Consider the following 19,238-nt stretch of genomic DNA (forward strand, 5'->3'; position numbering starts at 1 on the left):
CGCGCTCACTGGCCGGTCGGCTGAACGCGGCTGGGGTCCTGCCACAGTGTCGGCACGATATCCGACACGTCGATATCGCGCGTCGCATCGGGGACGACGCCCAGCATCGCACCGACGCGACTGATCGTGCGGCCGACGACCGGCGCGGCGTTCCAGGCAGCGGTTTTCCACCCGAAGGTCTCCTTCGTTCCCAGCGGCGAATCGAGCATCGCCAATACGACGTAGCGCGGCTCGTCCATCGGGAAGGCCGCGGCGAACGTCGCCACGTTGCGCGACCGGTCGTACCCGCCCGCGACTGCAGCCTCCGCCGTACCCGTCTTGCCGCCGACGCGATAGCCCGGTGCTTCGCCCTTGCGACCGGTGCCGCGCAGCACGATCAGGCGCAGCATCTGGCGCATCCGCGCGCTGGTCTGTTCGCTGATGACGCGGCGGCCGACCGGCGCATGGCCCGGCGCGACCTTGAGCAGCGTCGCCGGACGCCACACGCCGCCATTGACCAGCGCGGCATAGGCGCTGGCGAGGTGCAGCGGCGTCACCGCGATGCCATGGCCATAGGCGGTGGTCATCGTCGTCGTGCGCGCCCAATAGGTCGGCAGCAGCGGACGCCCCTTCTCGCGCAATTCGATATCGGGCTTGGTGTCGAAGCCGAGCTTGCGGAACATCGCCTGCATCCGCTGCGGCCCGACCTCGTCGGCGACCCGCGCGGTCGCGATATTGGACGAATAGATCAGCGTTTCCGCCATGTTGAGCCAGCGCTTGGGGTCGCCGCGCTCGTCGTGGATGGTGTAGCCGCCGACCTTCAGGGGGTGCGTCGCGTCGAACCGGCGCGCGAACGACGTCACCACGCCGGTGTCCATCGCCGTCGCCATCGTGATCGGCTTGAACGTCGATCCCAGCTCGAACACGCTCTGCGTGGTGATGTTGCGCAGTTCCTCGCTGCCCGCCATGCCGACGCGATTGGGGTTGAACGTCGGCAGCGACACCATCGCGATCACTTCGCCGGTGTGCACGTCGAGCACGATACCGCCCGCCCCGCGCGCGGAGAAGGTCCCCATGGCGCGGCCGAGCTCGCTCTCCAGCGCCGCCTGCACGCGCGTGTCGAGCGACAGCGCCACCGGCTGCCCCGCCTTGGTCGGGTCGAGCAGGCGTTCGTCGAGCACCCGCTCCATCCCGCTCATGCCGTGGCCGTCGGTGGAGAGGAAGCCGAGCGCGTGGCTCGCCATCGTCGATTGCGGATAGAGTCGCTGCGTCTCGCGCGCGAAGACCAAGGCCGGCTCGCCGATCGCATTGACCTGCTCGACCAGCGCCGGGCTGGCGCGGCGCTGCAGGTAGACGAAGCTGACGTTGCGGCTCAGCTGGCCATAGAACCACGCCTGATCGCCGCGATCGGGCATCAACGCGGCGAGCCGGCTGGCGATCTCCATCTTGTCGCCGATGATCTTCTTGGGGTGGACCGCGATCGTCCAGGCGTCGATCGTCCGCGCCAGCGGCGCGCCGTTGCGATCGACGATGTCGCCGCGCGCCGCCAGGGCCGCCACCCGCGCCTCCGCATCGCGCCCCGACAGCGCGCCGAGCATCGCCAGCCGCCCGACCACCAGCGTCACCGCCGCCGCGAACAGCATCAGCAGCATCATCAACCGCATATGCGACGTCGCCACCAGCGCATGGCGCTGGCTGGCGTTACGCCGCTGCGGCACCGGGCGGGCGACGATGACGGTCAACGTTTGCGGGCCTCCGCACGCGCGCTGCTGAGGATATCGCCGAGCGTGGTGTCGGACAGCAGCTTCTTGTCGAGCATCGCCACCGCCTGCGGCCGGACCTTGGCGACCGCCGCCCGGGCGCGGGCCGCTTCGTCGAGCTTGGCGATCAGCGGCGCGCTCTTGGCGATCGTGGCGACGGTGATGACCGCGCGGCGGGCGGTCGGCATCGCCGCGGCGACCTGCACGGCGGCGGGGGCCGGCGTCGCGGCAGGAGCGACCGGATTGACCGTGGACAGCGAGGGAACGACGAGCGCGGCGGTCTGCATGCCGGGGGTGCCAGGCATGCCGATCTGCGTCACGTCGAGGCTGGCGAGCGCCGCCTCGTCGGTGACGAACTGGTGCGCGACGGGCGCGGCCAGCGCCAGCGTCTCGCCGTTCCACTTTTCGAGCTGGGCGAGGTTGGCGCGCGTCTCGAACTCCGTCTCGAGCGCGCGGATGTCGCGCTCGGCGGCGTCGATCCTGCGATCCATGCCCTCCAGCTTCTTGCGCTCGGCAGCGACCTGCAGCGAGACCAGGTAGAAACCGAGGACGATGGCGACGCAGCCACCGAACCACCCGATCCCCTTGAACCGATACGCCGCCGTCATACGATCACCTCCGCCAAGTCGTTGTTGTCCCCGGATTGCCCCCAGGCGGGCGCCGCCGTCCGCCGCGCCGTCCGCAAGGTCGCCGATCGGGCGCGCGGGTTGCGCGCCACCTCCGCCCCGCCCGCGCGCACCGCCCGGCCGACCGCCTCGAAACTCGGCGCCACCGCCACGCTCGCCTGCGGCAGGTGCCGCGATCCACCGGGCGTGTTGCCCGACCGGTCGCGCAGGAAGCGCTTGACCAGCCGGTCCTCGAGACTGTGGAAGGTGACCACCGCAAGGCGGCCACCCGGCTTCAGAGCGCGCTCGGCCGCGGCGAGGCCGTCGACCAGCTCGCCCAGCTCGCGATTCACATGGATGCGAATCGCCTGGAAGGTCCGCGTCGCCGGGTCCTTCTTGTCGTGCGGGCGATGGCCCAGCGCCTTGCGGACGACATGCGCCAGCTCGCCGGTGCGGGTGAGCGGCCGCGCGGCGACGATCGCACGCGCGACGCGGCGCGACTTGGGCTCGTCGCCATAGTGATAGAGGACGTTGGCGATCGTTTCTTCCTCGGCGGTGTTGAGGAAGTCCGCCGCGCTCGGCCCCTCCTGCGCCATCCGCATGTCGAGCGGGCCGTCGGACTGGAACGAGAAGCCGCGCTCGGCCTGGTCGAGCTGCATCGACGATACGCCGATGTCCATCGTCAGCCCGTCGACCGGCCCGTCCAGTGCCGCCTCCAGCGCGGAAAAGTCGCTGTGGACCAGCGTCAGGCCGGGGATGTTCGCCGCACGGCCGGCCGCGATCGCATCGGGGTCGCGATCGAAGGCGACGACCTGCGCCCCGGTGGCGAGGATCGCGCGGGTATAGCCGCCGGCGCCGAAGGTCGCGTCGACCATCGTTTCGCCCGGGGCGGGGGCGAGCGCGGCGATCACCTCGTCGAGCAGCACGGGGACGTGGGGGGCTTCCGCCGTCACGGGGCCAGTCACGGGGCCGGTCACGGGGCCGGTCACAGGGCGATCCCCTTATCCTGGCAATAATAGCGGCAGGCGGCGACCATCTGCGGCGCGATGCCGGGCGTTTCGAGCAGCGTCTTCGGGTCCCAGATCTCGATATAGTCGAGCGTCCCCCAGAAGAAGGCGTGCGCGCCGATATTGGCGTAGAAGCGCGGGAAGCCGGGCATGATGAACCGACCGGAACCGTCGAACGGCACCGCTTCGCCATTGGCGCCGCCGCGCTTGATATTATGGTCGACCTTGCCGTCAGGCCCGCGCGACAGCGCGACCCGTTCGTTCAGTTCGCGCTTCAGTTCGGCGATATAGGCGGGATCATAGGCGATAAGGCAGGGCTGATCCTCATGAGCGGCGATGATGACGGTGCCGCCGTCCTTGCCGTCGGCGCGGGGCGCATTCTCCGCGAGCGTGTGGCGGAGCGCATTGGGGATGGCGACACGGCCCTTGTCGTCGACAAGAGCAAGTCCACTGCCCTGATAATCGCCCCTTTCCGACACGCCCGTCTCGCACCCTGACGCGCACGGCTCACCGCTTCGAAAAGCAGCCTGTCGCTGCCCCTCGACGCCTTGCGAAAACGCAAATCGGTGATGCCTGCCCCGTTGTTAGCCGTTGGTATCAACAGCCCATCGGGGAAGCAACGGGATTTTTGGGGATGGTCGGGGAAAACGCGCCCGGACGAGGGCTATCCCGGCGGCGACTGGACTCGCCGCGATACCGGATCGCACCCCCCGAAACCCCGGCAACGCACGGATTCGGGGCAGCCGAACGGCGCGATCCCCGGATTTCCCCGGCGACCGATCATTTTGCGGCCTGAACGTTGCTGGTGGAGGGCGCGACGCCGAGTTCGGCGAGCGGTTCGCCCGACCCGTCCGCCGCGGCGGCGGCGACGCTGGCATTGGTCATCGCGATATTGGCGACGACGTCGGCCTGCGCCGAACCGGCGATCGCGATCGGCCGCTCGCGCGTTGCCGATCCCAGGATCGCGCTCGCGACCGCGATCAGCAGCACGACGGCGACAAGGCCGATCACGCCGACCTTGATCCGCTGCATCGTCTGGTGAGTGTCTCGCACGGCTCTCATCTTGCCGCACGGCTGTAACGCTTCGTCACCCGTTTGTCGAATGACGGCATGGCCGCGACTCAGGACAAGCCCTTGGCCGCCCGCCATTCCGGGTCGTAGAGCGAGGACAGGTAGCGGAATCCGGTGTCGCACAGGATCGTCGCGATGCGCCTGCCCGGCCCCAGATGGCGGGCCAGCTGCACCGCGCCGGCGACGTTGATCCCCGACGACAGGCCGAGGCACAGCCCCTCCTCGTCGAGCAGGCGGCGCACCCAATAATAGCCCTCCTGATCGGAGATGCGGAATTGCGTGTCGATCGGCGCGCCCTCCAGATTGGCGGTGATCCGCCCCTGCCCGATCCCCTCGGCCACCGACGATCCTTCCGACCGCAATTCGCCGTGCGCATAATATTCGTACAGCGCCGCACCATGCGGATCGCTCAGCGCGATGCAAACGCTGTCGTCCTTGGCCTTCAGCCCCAGGCCGACGCCCGCGATCGTGCCGCCGGTCCCCGCCGCGCAGGTGAAGCCATGGATCCGCCCGTCCATCTGCTGCCAGATCTCCTCCGCGGTGCCGACGATATGCGCGCGGCGGTTGGCGACATTGTCGAACTGGTTCGCCCAAATCGCATTGTCGCGCTCCTCGGCGATGCGGCGGCTGGTGTGCACGAAATGGCACGGGCTGGCATAGGGCGCCGCCGGCACCAGCACCAGCTCGGCACCCAGCGCGCGCAGCGTGTCCATCTTCTCGCGGCTCTGCGTCTCGGGCATGACGATGATCGTGCGATAGCCCTTGGCATTGGCGACCAGCGCCAGGCCGATCCCCGTGTTGCCCGCCGTCCCCTCGACGATCGTGCCGCCGGGGTGGAGCACGCCGCGCGCCTCCGCATCCTCGACGATCGACAACGCCGCGCGATCCTTCACCGACGCGCCCGGATTGGCGAATTCGCACTTGCCGAAGATGTCGCAGCCGGTCGCCTCGCTCGGCCCCTTCAACCGGACGAGGGGGGTGTTGCCGATCAGGGCGAGCGTGTCGGGGGTCGTATGCATCTGCGCTAGATGGCGTGCGTCGTCGCCAGCGGCAAGCAAAGCCGCGCTTCACCCCGGCAAAGTTTCCGCTCCCGTTCACCGCATTTTGCGACGCAGTCTCACATAGATCGGCCATTCGCCTTGACGCTCCGTGCTGCATGCGCGAACGTCTCGCCGCTATGAAGAGCCCTCTCCTCCTCTCCGCCGCCGCCGCGCTTCTCGCGCTGGCTGCCTGCAACTCCCAACCGGCCCAGCCCGACGTCCTCGATTCGAACCCGGATCCGATGGCGACCGAGCTGGCGAACCGCGCCCCCGTCGAGCTGCCGCCGGCGATCAAGGCCGACAAGACCTTCCGCTGCAAGGACAACAGCCTGCTCTACGTCACCCTGTTCCAGGGCGACAAGCAGGCGTTCGTGAAGACCAGCCCGACCGGCGCCATCAACCGCCTGACCGCCGAAAAGGCCGGCGATCCGCTGACCGCCGAGGGCGGCTGGAAGCTGACCGGCACGGCGTCGAACATCACCATCACGCAGCCCGGCAAGCCGTCGCAGACCTGCAAGTCCTAACGCATCCGGTTTCCGGATGACGACGGGCCGGCGGAGCGATCCGCCGGCCTTTTTCGTGTCCGCCGTTTCCGTGCGTGCCGCATTGCGGCATCGCGGCCGAAACGGTACGATCGCCCGCATGGCGACGATCGCGATCTACAGTTCGAAGGGCGGCGTCGGCAAGACGACGCTGGCCGTCAACCTCGCCTGGTGCGCGGCGGCCCTGTCGCAGCGCCGCACGCTGCTGTGGGACCTCGATCCGCAGGCGGCGAGCAGCTGGGTGGTCGGCCGCGAACCCGCCGGCGACCAGGCGCGCGCCCTGTTCACCAAGGACAGCAAGGCATCGGCGCATGCGCAGCCGACGATCGTCCCGGGGCTCGACCTGATCCCCGCCGACGCCTCGCTGCGCACGCTCGATCTGCTGCTCCACGATATCGGCAAGCGCCGGCGGCTCGGCCGGCTGATCGAGCGGATCGGCGATTACGACCATGTCCTGCTCGATTGCCCGCCCGGGCTCACCGAGACGAGCGAACAGGTGATCCGCGCCGCCGATCTGATCGTCATGCCGGTGATCCCCTCGCCGCTGGCGCAGCGCGCGGCGGACGAGGTGCTGCGCCACCTCGGCGGCAAGGTGCCGGTGCTGCCCGTGCATATGATGGTCGACCGCCGCCGCCGCCTCCACGCCGAGGCGCTCGCCGCGCAGCCCGACTGGCCCGCGATCCCGATGGCGAGCGCGGTCGAGGCGATGGCCGAACACCGCGCGCCGGTGGCGACCTTCGCACCGCGCTCCGCCGCCGCCGGCGCCTTCGCCGCGCTGTGGACCGCGATCGAGCGCCGCGTGGCGTAATCCGCGGGCGGCCTTGCCATCGCCGCGGCCGGACGCCACGTTCGCAGGACGATGGACATGCTCGACCCGCAACTCGTGCTCGGCGCCTATGCGGTGGGCGTGTTTCCGATGGCCGACCATCGCGACGCGGGCGGCGTCTATTGGGTCGAGCCGCGCACCCGGGCGATCCTGCCGATCGACGGGTTCCGCCTGTCGAAATCGCTGCGCAAGACGATCGGCCGCGACCGCTTCCGCGTCACCGCCGACGCCGCCTTCGAACGGATCATCCAGCTGTGCGCGGAAAGCGCGGAGGATCGGCCGGAAACCTGGATCAACACCGATATCGAGCGGGTGTTCACCACTCTCCACCGGCTGGGCTTCGCGCATTCGATCGAATGCTGGGAGGGGGAGGAACTGGTCGGCGGCCTCTACGGCCTCGCGCTCGGCCGCGCCTTCTTCGGCGAATCGATGGTCAGCCGCCGCACCGATGCCTCGAAGGTCGCACTCGCCTGGCTGGTCGCACGGCTGAAGGCGGGCGGATTCACCCTGCTCGACTGCCAGTTCATGACCGACCACCTCGCCTCGCTGGGCGCGGTGGAGATCGACCGGGCGGATTATTGCGCGTTGCTGGCCGGGGCGCTGGACGGCGGGACCGGTTCGGCCGCCGCATCGGTGCGATCCGCGGCGGCGACGGGCGATTTCTTCGCGCTCGAACGACCCGCCACATCGCCACCACCGGCACCCACCGCGGTCGTATCGGGGCCGGTCGCCGGCCAGGACATCGTGCAGCTCTTGGTCCAGACGTCGTAGACCGGGTGCTGGACGACGTTGAGCGCCGGCCGCTCGCGGAACAGCCAGCCCGAAAAGGCGCGCCGCCAGTGCCGGTCGCTGCCGCGCACGTCGAGCTGGACGAAGGCGCCGGTCAGCTGGTCCTGTTCCCAGGGCGCGGTATGTTCGCAGGCACGCAGGCGGACGATCGCATCGCCGACCCGCACCGCCTGCCCGGGCTTGAGCGTCACGTCGCGGCTGACGCCGTTACGCTTGTTGAGCAGCCCGACCACCGCGACCCGCTCCGCCATCGGCGTACCGCCGGTCGGCAGCGCGACGTCGCTCGACGCGATCGTCTCGATCGCCTCCGCCGGCGCGACGTCGCCCGGCGTCAGGTCCTGCGCGACGACGCTTTGCCCGCCCGTGTCGGCGCGATGCAGCGCCCGGTAGCCGAGCACCCCCGCCACGACCAGCGCCACCAGCAGCACGCCGGCGGCGAGCCAGCGCTTCATCACCCTTCGGGCGTCCACGCCTCGTAATCGCCGGTGGCGGCGGCGCGCTTGCCGCCCTTTTCCAACGAGCCCGAGGGGCGATAGGCGAGCGGCGTGCCGGTCATGTTCGGCACCGCCGGCTTCTGCCACGCACGCACCGGCGGCAGCGCGCGATCGGGCACGTCGTCGATATGATGATGCAGCCAGCTGAACCACACCGGCGGCACGCGGCTGGCGTCGTTCGCACCCTCGTAGATCACCCAGCGACGGACCCGGCCGCTGCCGTCCTTGCCGCCTTCGTAATAGACGTTGCCGAGCGCGTCGGTGCCCATCTGCTTCATGCCGCGCAGGCCATAGAGCATCGTGCCCCAGGATGCGCCGGACCACCAGGTGAACGGATTGAGGTTGATGCCCATAATGCCCCTGCGCTTACCCGTCTCGCGCGCCGCCTTCAACCGGGGATCGACGCGATCGTTTCAGGTGGATGGCGTGGGGAACGAAAAGCCTCCGTGTGGTCACGAACTGGACGACATGAACACGTTGGAGGAGACGATCCGGTTCTGTCGTTTCCGGTCGTGAGATGATGCGACGGAGCCGTATCGAGACGAATCAAACGTTATCGGACGGCACGGAGTAGGACATACCGGGATTGGGCCGCACCTATATTCTCCGGAATCGGAGGCGGCGATATCGGCACGGTGGCGCCGGACACGGTGGCGTCTGAGCCGTTTGCCCCGGGCGATGTCGAGGCGCGTTGGCGGAGATGGCGCCGTTGGGCTGGCGACGACGGTACATTCGTAAGCAAGATAACACCACACAGCCTAAAGTGTGGCCGGATGCGCCAATTGCAGACATTGCCTTTGCGTGCGAGCGTGATGGCATGAGCGATGATCGAACCGTGGTGGAGACCGCAAAAGACGGCAACGGGTTCAAACGTTGGCGGCTATTGCTGCGGCCGCACGGCTTCTTCCTTTTCGAGGAAATGACGTTGCAGGACGAGATTTGCTATGTCGATAATGATGGGAACGAGGGGGCAATAGTCGCCGAAGCCTACTGGATGCCGACGCACGTCTCCGGCCTATTCGAGTCGGAAGAAGCAGCCCGCGAGGACGCTCTCGCCACGCTTCCTTGGCTGCGCGAGGCTTTAACGAACGTCCGCTTCCCTCCCACTAGCGGATGCAGGCCAGTTATGGATTTGACCTGGGCCGTACCGACTACCAAACAGAAGATGCAGCATGAGAGCGGAGATATGGGTAGAGACAAGCGACTGCTCGGCGCGATGTCCCTTATGGTGGTTTCCGCCGTCGCTTGGCTTATCCAAGCAGGGATCGTTCGAGCGTACATCTACTCTGCGGTGATGGGAAACTGGTCCGATTTCACCAAATTCTTCCGTGTTCAGCCCCCATCAAAATACTGCCTCGATTATTGTGTAGCCGACCTGCCGTTCGTTGCAGGCTGGACTGGGATCGTCTGCTTTTGCTTGGGATTTGCCCTCATGTTCGCTGCTTGGCTTCGACCTGACCGGAAGCCGCCTGGCCGTGCCAAATACGATAAGCGGACAGCCTGTTGAATCGACAGAAGCGGCCGTCCCGCTATCGCCCACGACCGGACATTTAAGCTGGCGATGCGGGTTCCCGAAAACGGTCATTGGTATAGGTGCATCGCTCGCGAATACCGTTGAGCCTTAGGAACTTATCGGAATGGGTCTGTATCAGCTAGACTGCGATATCGCCTCCACGATAGGAGAAAAGCTTCCGTGCTAGGAGCTTTGTGGTCTGTGTTCTCGCATCCAGGCACGATCGCAGGCCGCGATGGTGTCGGAACCTTGGTGTTGCCCGCCGTCATTGTAGCACTGCTCACCTTCGGGTTCATGGCAGCTGTTGGACGGCATGTGATGGGTCGGTTCCCGGTTGTTGCCGTTCTGCTGGGCTGCGTTTTCGTTCCATCTGTCATGAACGCGCTCGCATTTCTGGCGGCGAGCAGTGATCGCGCTGGTACTGACGGCGGGGGAATACTCGTCTTTGCTGCCCTTGTGCTCTCGATCTGTGCAGTTCCGGTCACGCTGGCGACCAGTGTGCTGTACGCTGTTGTCTGGCGCAGGCGCAGGCGCAGGGTTGAATAAAGAGCGACTGCGTTATGGTTCTCGGGCCGGAAAGCTGCCCGCCCGCCATCCCCCCAAGATCAGACAGCCCAACGCAGCCTGACTCCCCCACCCCGGCCCCGCTACTTCGCCCAGGTCACCCGGTCGCCCTCGGCGATGCCGAGTTCGGCGGCGCGGCCGCCGACGATCTCGAGGACGGCGGCGACGGGTTCGCGGGATTTCACCTCGGTCGTCGCATACGGGACGGTGTTCTCGGCGATGGTCGCGATCGTGCCGTCGGCGCGGATGAAGAGGATGTCGAGCGGGGTCGGCGTGTTCTTCATCCAGAAGCTCGCCTCGCGCGGGGCGCCGCCGCCGGCGGGATAGGGATGGAAGAGCATGCCGCCGTCGGGCGTCAGGTCGGTGCGGTACATCAGGCCCTGCGCCTGCTGCGCCGCAGTCACTGCGCGCTCGACGAGGAAGACATGGCTGCCGCCAGCCCCGGTGATCGTCACCGGCAACCGCGTGCTGGCGTCCGCCGCCTGCCCGGCATTGCCCCCGCCGTCACCACCCGAACAGGCCCCGGTCGCCATGAGCAGCAGCGCCGCGGCCGTCGCCGCCCCCACCGCCTTCGCCGCCTTCGCCGCCTTCACCCTTGCGCTCATCGCCGTCACCCGCTCAATCCTGTTCGACGCTCACCGCCAGCGGCCCCTTGCGCCCGTCGACGATGCGCGCGCGCAGCCGCTGTTCGGGCTCGATGGCGGCGATGCCGGCGCGGCGCAACGTCTCCATGTGCACGAACACGTCGCTGTCGTCGCGGTCGCGGACCAGGAAACCATAGCCCTTCAGCCGGTTGAACCATTTGACCGCGACGCCCTCATAATCGCCGGCGGCATCGATCAGCGTCACCGGATCGATCCGGTCGGTGGCACGCGGCGGCCGCACCGGCTCCTCGACCGCGTTGCTGAGGTCGATCGCGACCACTTCGCGCGCCTGATAGCCGCGGCCGCGCTGCACCGACAGCGTCTCGACCCGCGCGCCTTCGGGCAGGCTACGTCGGCCGTGCGGTTGCAGGACGGAAAAATGGATCAGCACGTCGCCGACGCCGGCATCGTCCGCCACCGCGAAGCCGAAGCCGCGGGTCACGTCGAACCATTTGATGACGCCCGACACGGCGACCACGCCCTGGTCGTCGCCGTCCGGCGCGCGTGTGGCGGCCGTGGCGCCGGGCATGACCCCGTCGTCCCGCTCGTCGCCCTCCCGTTGCGGCTCGCTACGCATAACTCTACCCCTGTTAACGCTACGCTAGCACGGTTCGTCGCTGCTGCAATTGCGAAAGGACTGTTTACTCCAATTCATCCAGTTCTTCTTCGCTTTGCGCGACGACGATGCGGCGCGACCGTTCGAAACCATGGCCGGCGCGCAGCATCGCCGCGAGTTGCTTGTCGCGCACCGCCCGGTCTTCGGTCGGCATCCCGAACGGTCCGATCCGCTTGCGCCGGGCGAAGGTGATCGCGGCCTCCCCTGCCCGTTCGGCGATGGCGGGTGCGAGATCGTCGGCGTCGGCCTGTGCGATATGCGCCTGGCGCAGCGCCATCGTCACCCGCCGCGCGCCCAGCCCCTTGCGGCCCAGCGCGGCGGCCTTGCTCTCGGCGTACAGGCGGTCGTCGACATAGCCGAGATCGGCCATCCGCTGCGCCAGCGCCCGGGGATCGGCGGCCTCGCCGTCCCAGCCGCGTTCGCGGATCTTGCGCCCCAGATAGTCGGCCAGCTTGCCCCGCGTCGTCGCGAACCGCTCGACGTAGCGAAGCGCCAGCCGTTCGAGGGCGGCGGCGTCGAGCGGCGGTGGAGGGCGGCGTTCCTGCCTCATGGCCATGTTGTTGCCACACTGGCACCGGATTTAGAACGTCGATCGTGCGTTATAGCGCAGGATGACGACAGTCGCGGGTCGCGACGAGTGAACAGGAATATGTGATGACCGAGCAGTCTGCGCCTTCGCTGACGCCCACGCCCACGCTGGACGAGCTGCCGCGTCGCTACGCCGACTTCACGACGCTGGGCGAGGCGCTGGACTATGCGGCGCAGGGCGTGCGCGGCCTCAACTTCCACGATGCGCGCGGCACGCTCGCCCGCCCCTATCCGTTCGCGGAGCTGCGCGCCGATGCCGTCGCCATGGCGCACCGCCTGATCGCGGCGGGCGTGCAGCCCGAGGATCGCATCGCGCTGGTCGCGGAAACCGGACCGGAGTTCGCCGCCCTGTTCTTCGGCACCGTCTATGCCGGTGCATGGCCGGTGCCGCTGCCGCTGCCGACCTCGTTCGGCGGGCGCGATTCCTATATCGAGCAATTGCGCGTCCAGCTGGCGAGTTGCGACCCCCGGATGCTGATCTTCCCGCCCGAACTGGCCGCGATGGCGGCGGAGGCGGCGCGCCTCGCCGGGACCGAGGGGATCGACTGGTCCGAATTCGCGACGCGCGAGGCGGCCGCGGTCGCGCTGCCGCAGGCGGACGGGCAGGCGATCGCCTATCTGCAATATTCCAGCGGGTCGACGCGGTTTCCGCATGGCGTCGCGATTACGCATCATGCGCTGCTCAACAATCTGGCGGCGCACAGCCACGGCATGGAGATCGCCGCCGACGGCACCGATCGCTGCGTCAGCTGGCTGCCCTGGTATCACGACATGGGCCTCGTCGGCTGCTTCCTGTCGCCGATCGCCAACCAGGTATCGACCGATTACCTGAAGACCGAGGATTTCGCCCGCCGCCCGCTCGCGTGGCTCGACATGATCTCGCGCCACGACGGCACGACGCTGAGCTATTCGCCGACCTTCGGCTATGACATCTGCGCGCGCCGCATGTCGTCGCAGACCAAGGCGAGCGACCGCTTCGATCTGTCGCGCTGGCGCGTCGCGGGCAATGGCGCGGACATGATCCGTCCCGACGTGATGCAGGCGTTCGTCGACGCCTTCGCCGACGCGGGGTTCAAGGCAAGCGCCTTCCTGCCGAGCTACGGCCTCGCCGAGGCGACGCTGGCGGTGTCGCTGATGCCGCCGGGCGAGGGCATCCGGGTGGAGCTGGTCGAGGAGACGCAGCTGTCGGGCGGCGGCGATTCGCTCGCCGCCAACGATGGCCCGCGCCCGCAGCGCTTCCGCGCGATCGTCAATTGCGGCAAGCCGGTGCGCGACATGGCGGTCGAGATCCGCGAGGAGGACGGCACCCCCCTGCCCGACGGCGCGATCGGCAAATTGTGGTGCAAGGGGCCGAGCGTCATGGTCGGCTATTTCCGCGACGAGGCCGCGACCGAAGCGTGCATGGCGCCCGATTCCGACGGGAAATTCTGGCTCGACACCGGCGACATGGCGTACATGTCGAATGGCTACATCTACATCGTCGGCCGCGCCAAGGACATGATTATCGTCAACGGCAAGAACCACTGGCCGCAGGACATCGAATGGGCGGTGGAGCAACTGCCCGGGTTCAAGGCCGGCGACATCGCCGCCTTCGCGATCACCACGCCGGGCGGCGAGGAGACGCCGGCGGTGCTGGTCCAGTGCCGCAGCAGCGACGATTCGGAACGCCAGCGGCTGCGCGAGGAGATCCGCGAGCGCGTGCGGTCGGTGACGGGCATGAACTGCGTGATCGAGCTGATCCCGCCGCGCACCCTGCCGCGCACCAGCTCGGGCAAGCTGAGCCGGGCGAAGGCGCGCAACCTGTACCTGAACGGCGACATCAAGCCCTATGCCATCGCCGCCTGATCGACGAGCAGCGCCGGATCGGACGTAAAAGCCGGCGCGGCTAACCATCCATCAACTTCGTCGCGGTAGATCCTGCCGCGTGAGCAAGACCGTATCGCCAGCCTCGGATCCCCATGCGATCCATTTCCTGCAATTGCTCGGGCTGCGCGACGGCGCGGATGCGGCACAATGGGCGCGCATCCGCTCGACGCAGCTGGATGCGGGCCGCCGCCCCGCCCTGTTCCTGCTCGCCGCCAACCTGATCGGGGCGGCGGCGACGGTGTCGCTGTTCGCCACGCAGGTGGGGCATGCGATCCTCGCCGGCTGGGCGGCGCTGGTCGGGATCGTCTCGGTCACCGTCGCCATCCGCCGGCTCGGCACGCGCCATCGCGACGGCGGCTATGCGACGCAGGACGATGTCCGCGCAACCGTGCTGGAGGGGCTGGCGCTGGCGGTCGCCTGGTCGATCCCGTGCCTGGTGTTCAACACGCATCCTGGATCGAACGCGGCCTATGTCCTGTGGATGATCCTGTCGGTGCTGATGACCGCGGGCGCGGTGGCGATGGCGCCGCTGGCGCTGGCGACGATCGCCTTCGTCGGCGGCGTCGGGCTGACCGTGACCGGCAAGCTGGTGACGGTCGGCAGCTATGCCGCGGCGGCCGCGACCTCGCTGTTCACGGTCATGCTGATCGTCATCTGCCTCAACCGCGCCCGCTCGCTGGTCGTGATCCGCGCAAGCCAGATGGCGCTGGGCGAGCGCGACGAGACCGTCAGCCTGCTGCTGCGCGAATTCGAGGCGACCAACGCCGACTGGCTATGGGAAACCGACGCCGCCCGGCGGATCGTCAAGGCCTCGCCGCGCTTCGCCTATGCCTGTGGGCTGGACCCGATCACCATCGAGGGCCGCCCGTTCCTGCAGGTGCTGTCCGGGCCGGCGTGGGACACCGGCAATTTCTCCGCCGGCCTCCGCAACCTCGCCGACAAGCTGAAGACGCGCGAAAGCTTCCGCGACCTGCGGCTGCCGGTCGACGTCGGCGGCGAGGAGCGCTGGTGGGAACTCGCCGCCAGTCCGCGCTTCGATGAAAAGGGAACGTTCTGCGGGTTCCGTGGTGTCGGGTCCGACGTCACCGAACAGCGCGCCTCGGCTGACAAGATCAACCGCATGGCGCGCTTCGACACGCTGACCGGCCTGCCCAACCGGCTGATGGTCAACGAGACTCTGGTCCGGGCGATGGCCGATGCCGACAAATGGGGCGGCCGCTGCGCGTTCATGATGATCGACCTCGACCGGTTCAAGGCGGTCAACGACACGCTCGGCCATCCGATCGGCGACCGCCTGCTCAGCCGCGTCGCCGAACGGCTCGGCCAGCTGATGAGCGACAACGAGACGTGCGGGCGGCTGGGCGGCGACGAATTCGCCGTCGTCATGCGCGACGCTACCGACACGACCGCGGTCGAAGGCCTTGCGCAGCGGATCATCGAGACGCTGTCGCGCCCCTATGAGGTCGATGCGCACACGCTTTACATCGGCGCCTCGGTCGGCCTCGCCGTCGGGCCGCGCGACGGGCGCACCGCGGAGATGCTGATCCGCTCCGCCGACCTCGCGCTCTACCGCGCCAAGGATGCCGGTCGCGGCGTCTACCACGCCTATGAGCCCGAGCTGCACGTCCAGGCCGAGGAGCGCCGCGTGCTGGAAATGGCGCTGCGCCAGGCGCTCGAAAAGGGCGAGATGCACCTCCACTACCAGCCGGTGGTCGACGCCGGTTCGGGCCGGCTCAAGGGGTTCGAGGCGCTGCTGCGCTGGACGAGCCCGCAGTTCGGCAACGTGTCGCCCGCCAAGTTCATCCCGCTCGCCGAGGAGGCGCGGCTGATCCAGCCGATCGGCGAATGGGTGCTGCGCACCGCCTGCGCCGAGGCGGCGAATTGGCCGTCCGACGTGCGCGTCGCGGTCAACGTCTCGCCCGACCAGCTGCAGAACCCGAGCTTCGTCGCGGTCGTTACCTCGGCGCTGGCCAATGCCGGCCTGTCGGCGGAACGGCTCGAGCTGGAAGTGACCGAAAGCGTGTTCATGCACGAGGGGCTCGGCGCGACCAAGGTGCTGGAGCGCATCCTCGACCTCGGCGTGCGGCTCAGCCTCGACGATTTCGGCACCGGCTATTCCTCGCTCGGCTATCTGTCGCGCACCCGCTTCTCGTCGATCAAGATCGACCGCAGCTTCGTCCAGGGCGCGTCGAAGGGCGTCAAGGAGGCGATCGCGATCATCCGCGCCGTCGTCGCACTGGCGCAAAGCCTCGGCATGGCGACCACCGCCGAGGGGGTCGAAACCGAATCGGAACACCGCATGGTGCAGGACCTCGGCTGTACGAAGGTGCAGGGCTATTATTTCGGCCGCCCGCTGCCGGTCGACGAAGCGCGCGCCCTGGCGGCGCGGCAATGGGGCACCAGCGCCGCGGCGTGATGCCGCGCGTGTTCAGCCGAGCATGCCGGCGTAGCTTTGCGGCGCTTGCGGCAGCGTCGCGCGCGCCAGCGCGCCGATCGCGATCACGCCGACCAGCGCGAGCGTCGCGGCACGCGGCCAGCGCCGCGGCCCGATCAGCACCCAGCCGACCGCCGTCGCCGCGAGCGTCCACAGATGATAGCGCAGGTCGGAGGCGATGCTGATCGCAGCGAAGCTCACCTCGATCGCCAGTGCCGAGGTGAACAGCGCCGCTGGCAGCCGGTCCTCAGCCGGGCCACGCCTCGACCGCAACAGCCCGGCGATCGCCGCGACCACCCAGACCGACGGCCAGCCGAGCGGCGATTCGATCAGCCACGCCGCCAGCCCCTGCCACCGCGCGGCCGCCGCCGCGGGCTCGGCGAACCCGCGCCTATTGGGCTCGCTCGCCTGCGGCGGCGCTGCGCCGATCCAGTGCAGCGGCACCCACAACCGCTCCGTCGAATTGAGGTGCGCCAGCCGGTGCGTCGCATAGCTGAGCGGATGGCGCAGGATCATCCCCGCCAGCCGGATGTAGAGCGTGCCGGCTGCGGTCGCCTGCCACGGCGCGACCAACGCCTCGCATCGCTGCGGCTCGCCGAGCGGGTCCCAGAAATAGGGGCGGACGCACCGCTTCGCACGCATTGCCGCGAGCGTCGCGGTGGACAGCCCGACCGCCGGATCGCCGCTTGCCACGCCGATCCCGGACAGGTCGTACATCGCCTGCGTCCGTTCGACGCCGCTCCGCTGCGCCTGCATCAGCCGGTGGTTCAGCAGTGGCGCGAGCAGCAGCGCCAGCACGATCCCGCCGACCGCCACGCCCGCCCGCGCCCGCCCGTGCGGCCAGGGCAGCAGCATCGCGATCAGCGGCATCACTGCAAAGGGGGCATTGGCACGTACCAGCAGCGCATAGCCCATCAGGATCGCGACGAGCGCGAGCGCAGGCCATGGCAGCCGCCGCTCGCGCAGCCGCCACCAGCCGACGACGCCGACCGCGCCGAGCAGTGCGCCCGACATCTGCATGTCCTTGAGCACCACCGCCTGCCAGCCGAGCAGCGGCGGCCAGACGCCGATCGCCAGCATGGCACACGCCGCACGTCCGCGCCCGCGTGACGCCAGCGCAGCGGCGAGCAGGCCCAGTCCCGACCAATAGGTGCCGAGCTGCAATGCCAGCATCGGCGCCGGCCCGTGGCGCGCGAACAGCGACCACAGCCGCGCCATGACCGGCGGATGCCAGTCGTCGTAGCGCCCGTCGATCGCCTGCGCATGCTGCGCGAGACTGTCGAACGCGACATAGCCGGGCCAGAATATCGCCAGCGATATCGCGAACAGCAGCGCCGCCGCAAACGCGACGCCCGGCGCCGCCACCCTGTCCGAGGGCGCCGTCACAACGCCATGCCCTCACCCGGCCCGACCGGTGCCACCGGACGATCCCCCTTCTCCTCCCGGCGGGAGGGGAAGGAGGCAAGGGATGACGGGAGCGGCATCCCCGCAGGGACTAGAAGTGAATCGCCCGCCCGTAGGCGCCCAGCACGCTCTCGTGCATCATCTCGCTGAGCGTCGGATGGGCGAACACGGTTTCCATCAGCTCGTGCTCGGTGGTTTCGAGCTGGCGCGCGATCACATAGCCCTGGATCAACTCGGTCACTTCCGCGCCGACCATGTGCGCGCCGAGCAGTTCGCCGGTCTTGGCGTCGAACACGGTCTTCACGAAGCCTTCCGCCTCGCCGAGCGCGATCGCCTTGCCGTTGCCGATGAAGGGGAATTTGCCCGCCTTCACCTCATAACCGGCTTCCCTGGCCTTCGCCTCGGTGAAGCCGACGCTGGCGACCTGCGGACGGCTGTAGGTGCAGCCGGGGATGTTCCACGTCTCGAACGGATGCGGGTCCTGGCCGGCGATCTTCTCGACGCAGACGATGCCTTCGTGGCTCGCCTTGTGCGCCAGCCACGGGGCACCGGTGACGTCGCCGATCGCATAGATGCCCTCGACGTTGGTGCGGCCGTAGCCGTCGACCTTGATATGGCCGCGATCGGTTTCGACGCCCAGCGCCTCGAGCCCGATATTCTCGGTGTTCGGCACGATGCCGATCGCGACGATGGCGTGGCTGAACTCGGTGCTGGTGACCTTGCCGTCCGCGCCCTTGATCGCCGCGGTGACGCCATTGGCGCCGCTTTCCAGCTTTTCGAGGCCCGATTTGGTGAGGATCTTGATCCCCTGCTTGGTCAGCGCCTTGGTCATGAACTCGCTGACCTCGGCATCCTCGACCGGCAGGATGCGGTCGAGCATTTCGACGATCGTGACGTCGGCACCCATGTCGTTGTAGAAGCTGGCGAATTCCACGCCGATCGCGCCCGATCCGATGACCAGCAGCTTGGTCGGCATCACTTCGGGCACCATCGCGTGGCGATAGGTCCAGATGCGCTTGCCGTCGGCCTTGGCGAACGGCAGGTCGCGGGCGCGGGCGCCGGTGGCGACCATGATATGCTTCGCCTCGAGGTCGAGCGTCTTGTCGCCCTGCTTGACCGAGAGCTTGCCCTTCCCGGTCAGCGCGCCGACGCCTTCGAAGACCTGAACCTTGTTCTTCTTCATCAGACCCTTGACGCCGGCATTGAGCTGGCCCGCGACCTTGCGGCTACGATCGACGATCTTGCCGAGGTCGAAGCCGACATTGTCGGCCTTCAGCCCGTAGGCGTCGGCATGCGTCATGTAATGATAGACTTCGGACGTGCGCAGCAGCGCCTTGGTCGGGATGCAACCCCAGTTGAGGCAGATGCCGCCCAGGCGCTCGCGCTCGACGATGCCGACCTTGAGGCCGAGCTGGCTCGCCCGGATCGCCGCGACATAGCCGCCGGGGCCGGAGCCGAGGATGAGGAGGTCGAAGGTATCAGCCACGTTGCGAGGT

At 68.5% G+C, this 19,238-nt stretch carries 18 protein-coding genes and 2 pseudogenes; 6 read left to right on the forward strand and 14 right to left on the reverse strand.

The genetic code is table 11. The features are described from left to right. Positions 1 to 5: 5 nt before the first annotated feature. The 7 genes and pseudogenes from B2515_RS02155 to B2515_RS02180 all read right to left on the reverse strand — a co-directional run bounded on the left by B2515_RS02155 (position 6) and on the right by B2515_RS02180 (position 5,441). A complete protein-coding gene (locus B2515_RS02155) occupies positions 6 to 1,721 on the reverse strand; it encodes a peptidoglycan D,D-transpeptidase FtsI family protein (protein WP_293873113.1) in 1,716 nt (571 codons plus the stop codon). Continuing rightward, positions 1,718 to 2,347, reverse strand: coding sequence for a hypothetical protein (locus B2515_RS02160; RefSeq protein WP_293873114.1), 630 nt, complete (start codon positions 2,345 to 2,347; stop codon positions 1,718 to 1,720). Before B2515_RS02160 ends, B2515_RS02155 begins: the two co-directional genes overlap by 4 nt. Continuing rightward, positions 2,344 to 3,297, reverse strand: coding sequence for a 16S rRNA (cytosine(1402)-N(4))-methyltransferase RsmH (gene rsmH / locus B2515_RS02165; RefSeq protein WP_293873511.1), 954 nt, complete (start codon positions 3,295 to 3,297; stop codon positions 2,344 to 2,346). Before rsmH ends, B2515_RS02160 begins: the two co-directional genes overlap by 4 nt. Positions 3,298 to 3,329: 32 nt before the next feature. Beyond that, the gene (locus B2515_RS02170) at positions 3,330 to 3,764 is read right to left on the reverse strand and encodes a division/cell wall cluster transcriptional repressor MraZ (RefSeq protein ID WP_366001902.1); all 435 of its coding nucleotides are present in this window, start codon (positions 3,762 to 3,764) and stop codon (positions 3,330 to 3,332) included. A gap of 34 nt (positions 3,765 to 3,798) precedes the next feature. Next, positions 3,799 to 3,855 (reverse strand): annotated as a pseudogene (locus tag B2515_RS17330) (hypothetical protein); the annotation flags it as partial. A gap of 276 nt (positions 3,856 to 4,131) precedes the next feature. Continuing rightward, a complete protein-coding gene (locus tag B2515_RS02175) occupies positions 4,132 to 4,404 on the reverse strand; it encodes a hypothetical protein (RefSeq protein WP_414711353.1) in 273 nt (90 codons plus the stop codon). A 68-nt stretch (positions 4,405 to 4,472) separates the two neighbouring features. After that, a complete protein-coding gene (locus tag B2515_RS02180) occupies positions 4,473 to 5,441 on the reverse strand; it encodes a cysteine synthase A (protein WP_293873120.1) in 969 nt (322 codons plus the stop codon). 158 nt (positions 5,442 to 5,599) lie between these two features. On the opposite strand from B2515_RS02180, the gene B2515_RS02185 reads away from it, so the two are divergent. From B2515_RS02185 to aat, 3 genes are all read left to right on the forward strand, one after another. Continuing rightward, positions 5,600 to 5,986 carry a hypothetical protein gene (locus tag B2515_RS02185; protein WP_293873122.1) on the forward strand — a complete coding sequence of 129 codons (387 nt, stop codon included), beginning with the start codon at positions 5,600 to 5,602 and terminating at the stop codon, positions 5,984 to 5,986. A 118-nt stretch (positions 5,987 to 6,104) separates the two neighbouring features. Next, positions 6,105 to 6,812, forward strand: a complete 708-nt coding sequence (locus B2515_RS02190) for a ParA family protein (RefSeq protein ID WP_293873512.1) — start codon at positions 6,105 to 6,107, stop codon at positions 6,810 to 6,812. A gap of 51 nt (positions 6,813 to 6,863) precedes the next feature. Continuing rightward, complete coding sequence (gene aat, locus B2515_RS02195; RefSeq protein ID WP_349676223.1) at positions 6,864 to 7,601, forward strand: leucyl/phenylalanyl-tRNA--protein transferase; 738 nt, start codon at positions 6,864 to 6,866, stop codon at positions 7,599 to 7,601. 35 nt (positions 7,602 to 7,636) lie between these two features. Here the strand turns inward: aat and B2515_RS17290 are convergent. Continuing rightward, positions 7,637 to 8,071 (reverse strand): annotated as a pseudogene (locus B2515_RS17290) (DUF2155 domain-containing protein); the annotation flags it as partial. After that, the gene (locus tag B2515_RS02205; RefSeq protein WP_293873124.1) at positions 8,071 to 8,466 is read right to left on the reverse strand and encodes an NADH:ubiquinone oxidoreductase subunit NDUFA12; all 396 of its coding nucleotides are present in this window, start codon (positions 8,464 to 8,466) and stop codon (positions 8,071 to 8,073) included. The gene B2515_RS02205 and the pseudogene B2515_RS17290, both read right to left, overlap by 1 nt. Positions 8,467 to 8,930: 464 nt before the next feature. Here B2515_RS02205 and B2515_RS02210 point away from each other — a divergent pair, with 464 nt between their 5' ends. After that, positions 8,931 to 9,620: a hypothetical protein gene (locus B2515_RS02210; protein ID WP_293873126.1), complete on the forward strand. Its 690-nt coding sequence runs from the start codon at positions 8,931 to 8,933 to the stop codon at positions 9,618 to 9,620. Positions 9,621 to 10,273: 653 nt separating this feature from the next. On the opposite strand, the gene B2515_RS02215 is transcribed toward B2515_RS02210, so the two are convergent. From B2515_RS02215 to B2515_RS02225, 3 genes are all read right to left on the reverse strand, one after another. Further along, on the reverse strand, positions 10,274 to 10,795 hold the full coding sequence (locus B2515_RS02215) for a DUF192 domain-containing protein (RefSeq protein WP_293873516.1): 522 nt from the start codon (positions 10,793 to 10,795) through the stop codon (positions 10,274 to 10,276). Positions 10,796 to 10,808: 13 nt separating this feature from the next. Continuing rightward, positions 10,809 to 11,363, reverse strand: a complete 555-nt coding sequence (locus B2515_RS02220) for a cold-shock protein (protein WP_293873128.1) — start codon at positions 11,361 to 11,363, stop codon at positions 10,809 to 10,811. Positions 11,364 to 11,475: 112 nt separating this feature from the next. Next, positions 11,476 to 12,006, reverse strand: a complete 531-nt coding sequence (locus tag B2515_RS02225) for a regulatory protein RecX (protein WP_293873130.1) — start codon at positions 12,004 to 12,006, stop codon at positions 11,476 to 11,478. A 98-nt stretch (positions 12,007 to 12,104) separates the two neighbouring features. Here B2515_RS02225 and B2515_RS02230 point away from each other — a divergent pair, with 98 nt between their 5' ends. Continuing rightward, complete coding sequence (locus B2515_RS02230) at positions 12,105 to 13,883, forward strand: fatty acyl-AMP ligase (protein WP_293873132.1); 1,779 nt, start codon at positions 12,105 to 12,107, stop codon at positions 13,881 to 13,883. Positions 13,884 to 13,962: 79 nt separating this feature from the next. Then, positions 13,963 to 16,320 carry a putative bifunctional diguanylate cyclase/phosphodiesterase gene (locus B2515_RS02235; RefSeq protein ID WP_293873134.1) on the forward strand — a complete coding sequence of 786 codons (2,358 nt, stop codon included), beginning with the start codon at positions 13,963 to 13,965 and terminating at the stop codon, positions 16,318 to 16,320. Positions 16,321 to 16,332: 12 nt separating this feature from the next. On the opposite strand, the gene B2515_RS02240 is transcribed toward B2515_RS02235, so the two are convergent. Both B2515_RS02240 and lpdA read right to left on the reverse strand, forming a co-directional pair. Further along, entirely contained in the window at positions 16,333 to 17,724 is a 1,392-nt protein-coding gene (locus B2515_RS02240) for a hypothetical protein (protein ID WP_293873136.1), read from the reverse strand. 109 nt (positions 17,725 to 17,833) lie between these two features. Next, on the reverse strand, positions 17,834 to 19,228 hold the full coding sequence (gene lpdA, locus B2515_RS02245) for a dihydrolipoyl dehydrogenase (protein ID WP_293873138.1): 1,395 nt from the start codon (positions 19,226 to 19,228) through the stop codon (positions 17,834 to 17,836). Positions 19,229 to 19,238: the final 10 nt, after the last annotated feature.

Source organism: Sphingomonas sp. UBA978 (assembly GCF_002292295.1).
GTDB lineage: Bacteria > Pseudomonadota > Alphaproteobacteria > Sphingomonadales > Sphingomonadaceae > Sphingomonas.

What these genes read in the sequence shown, in the direction of transcription:
- B2515_RS02160 (WP_293873114.1), bottom strand. Translation starts at nt 2,347, where the DNA reads ATGACGGCGGCGTATCGGTTCAAGGGGATCGGGTGGTTCGGTGGCTGC.
- B2515_RS02180 (WP_293873120.1), bottom strand. Translation starts at nt 5,441, where the DNA reads ATGCATACGACCCCCGACACGCTCGCCCTGATCGGCAACACCCCCCTC.
- B2515_RS02185 (WP_293873122.1), top strand. Translation starts at nt 5,600, where the DNA reads ATGAAGAGCCCTCTCCTCCTCTCCGCCGCCGCCGCGCTTCTCGCGCTG.
- B2515_RS02190 (WP_293873512.1), top strand. Translation starts at nt 6,105, where the DNA reads ATGGCGACGATCGCGATCTACAGTTCGAAGGGCGGCGTCGGCAAGACG.
- aat (WP_349676223.1), top strand. Translation starts at nt 6,864, where the DNA reads ATGGACATGCTCGACCCGCAACTCGTGCTCGGCGCCTATGCGGTGGGC.
- B2515_RS02205 (WP_293873124.1), bottom strand. Translation starts at nt 8,466, where the DNA reads ATGGGCATCAACCTCAATCCGTTCACCTGGTGGTCCGGCGCATCCTGG.
- B2515_RS02210 (WP_293873126.1), top strand. Translation starts at nt 8,931, where the DNA reads ATGAGCGATGATCGAACCGTGGTGGAGACCGCAAAAGACGGCAACGGG.
- B2515_RS02215 (WP_293873516.1), bottom strand. Translation starts at nt 10,795, where the DNA reads ATGAGCGCAAGGGTGAAGGCGGCGAAGGCGGCGAAGGCGGTGGGGGCG.
- B2515_RS02220 (WP_293873128.1), bottom strand. Translation starts at nt 11,363, where the DNA reads ATGCCCGGCGCCACGGCCGCCACACGCGCGCCGGACGGCGACGACCAG.
- B2515_RS02225 (WP_293873130.1), bottom strand. Translation starts at nt 12,006, where the DNA reads ATGGCCATGAGGCAGGAACGCCGCCCTCCACCGCCGCTCGACGCCGCC.
- B2515_RS02230 (WP_293873132.1), top strand. Translation starts at nt 12,105, where the DNA reads ATGACCGAGCAGTCTGCGCCTTCGCTGACGCCCACGCCCACGCTGGAC.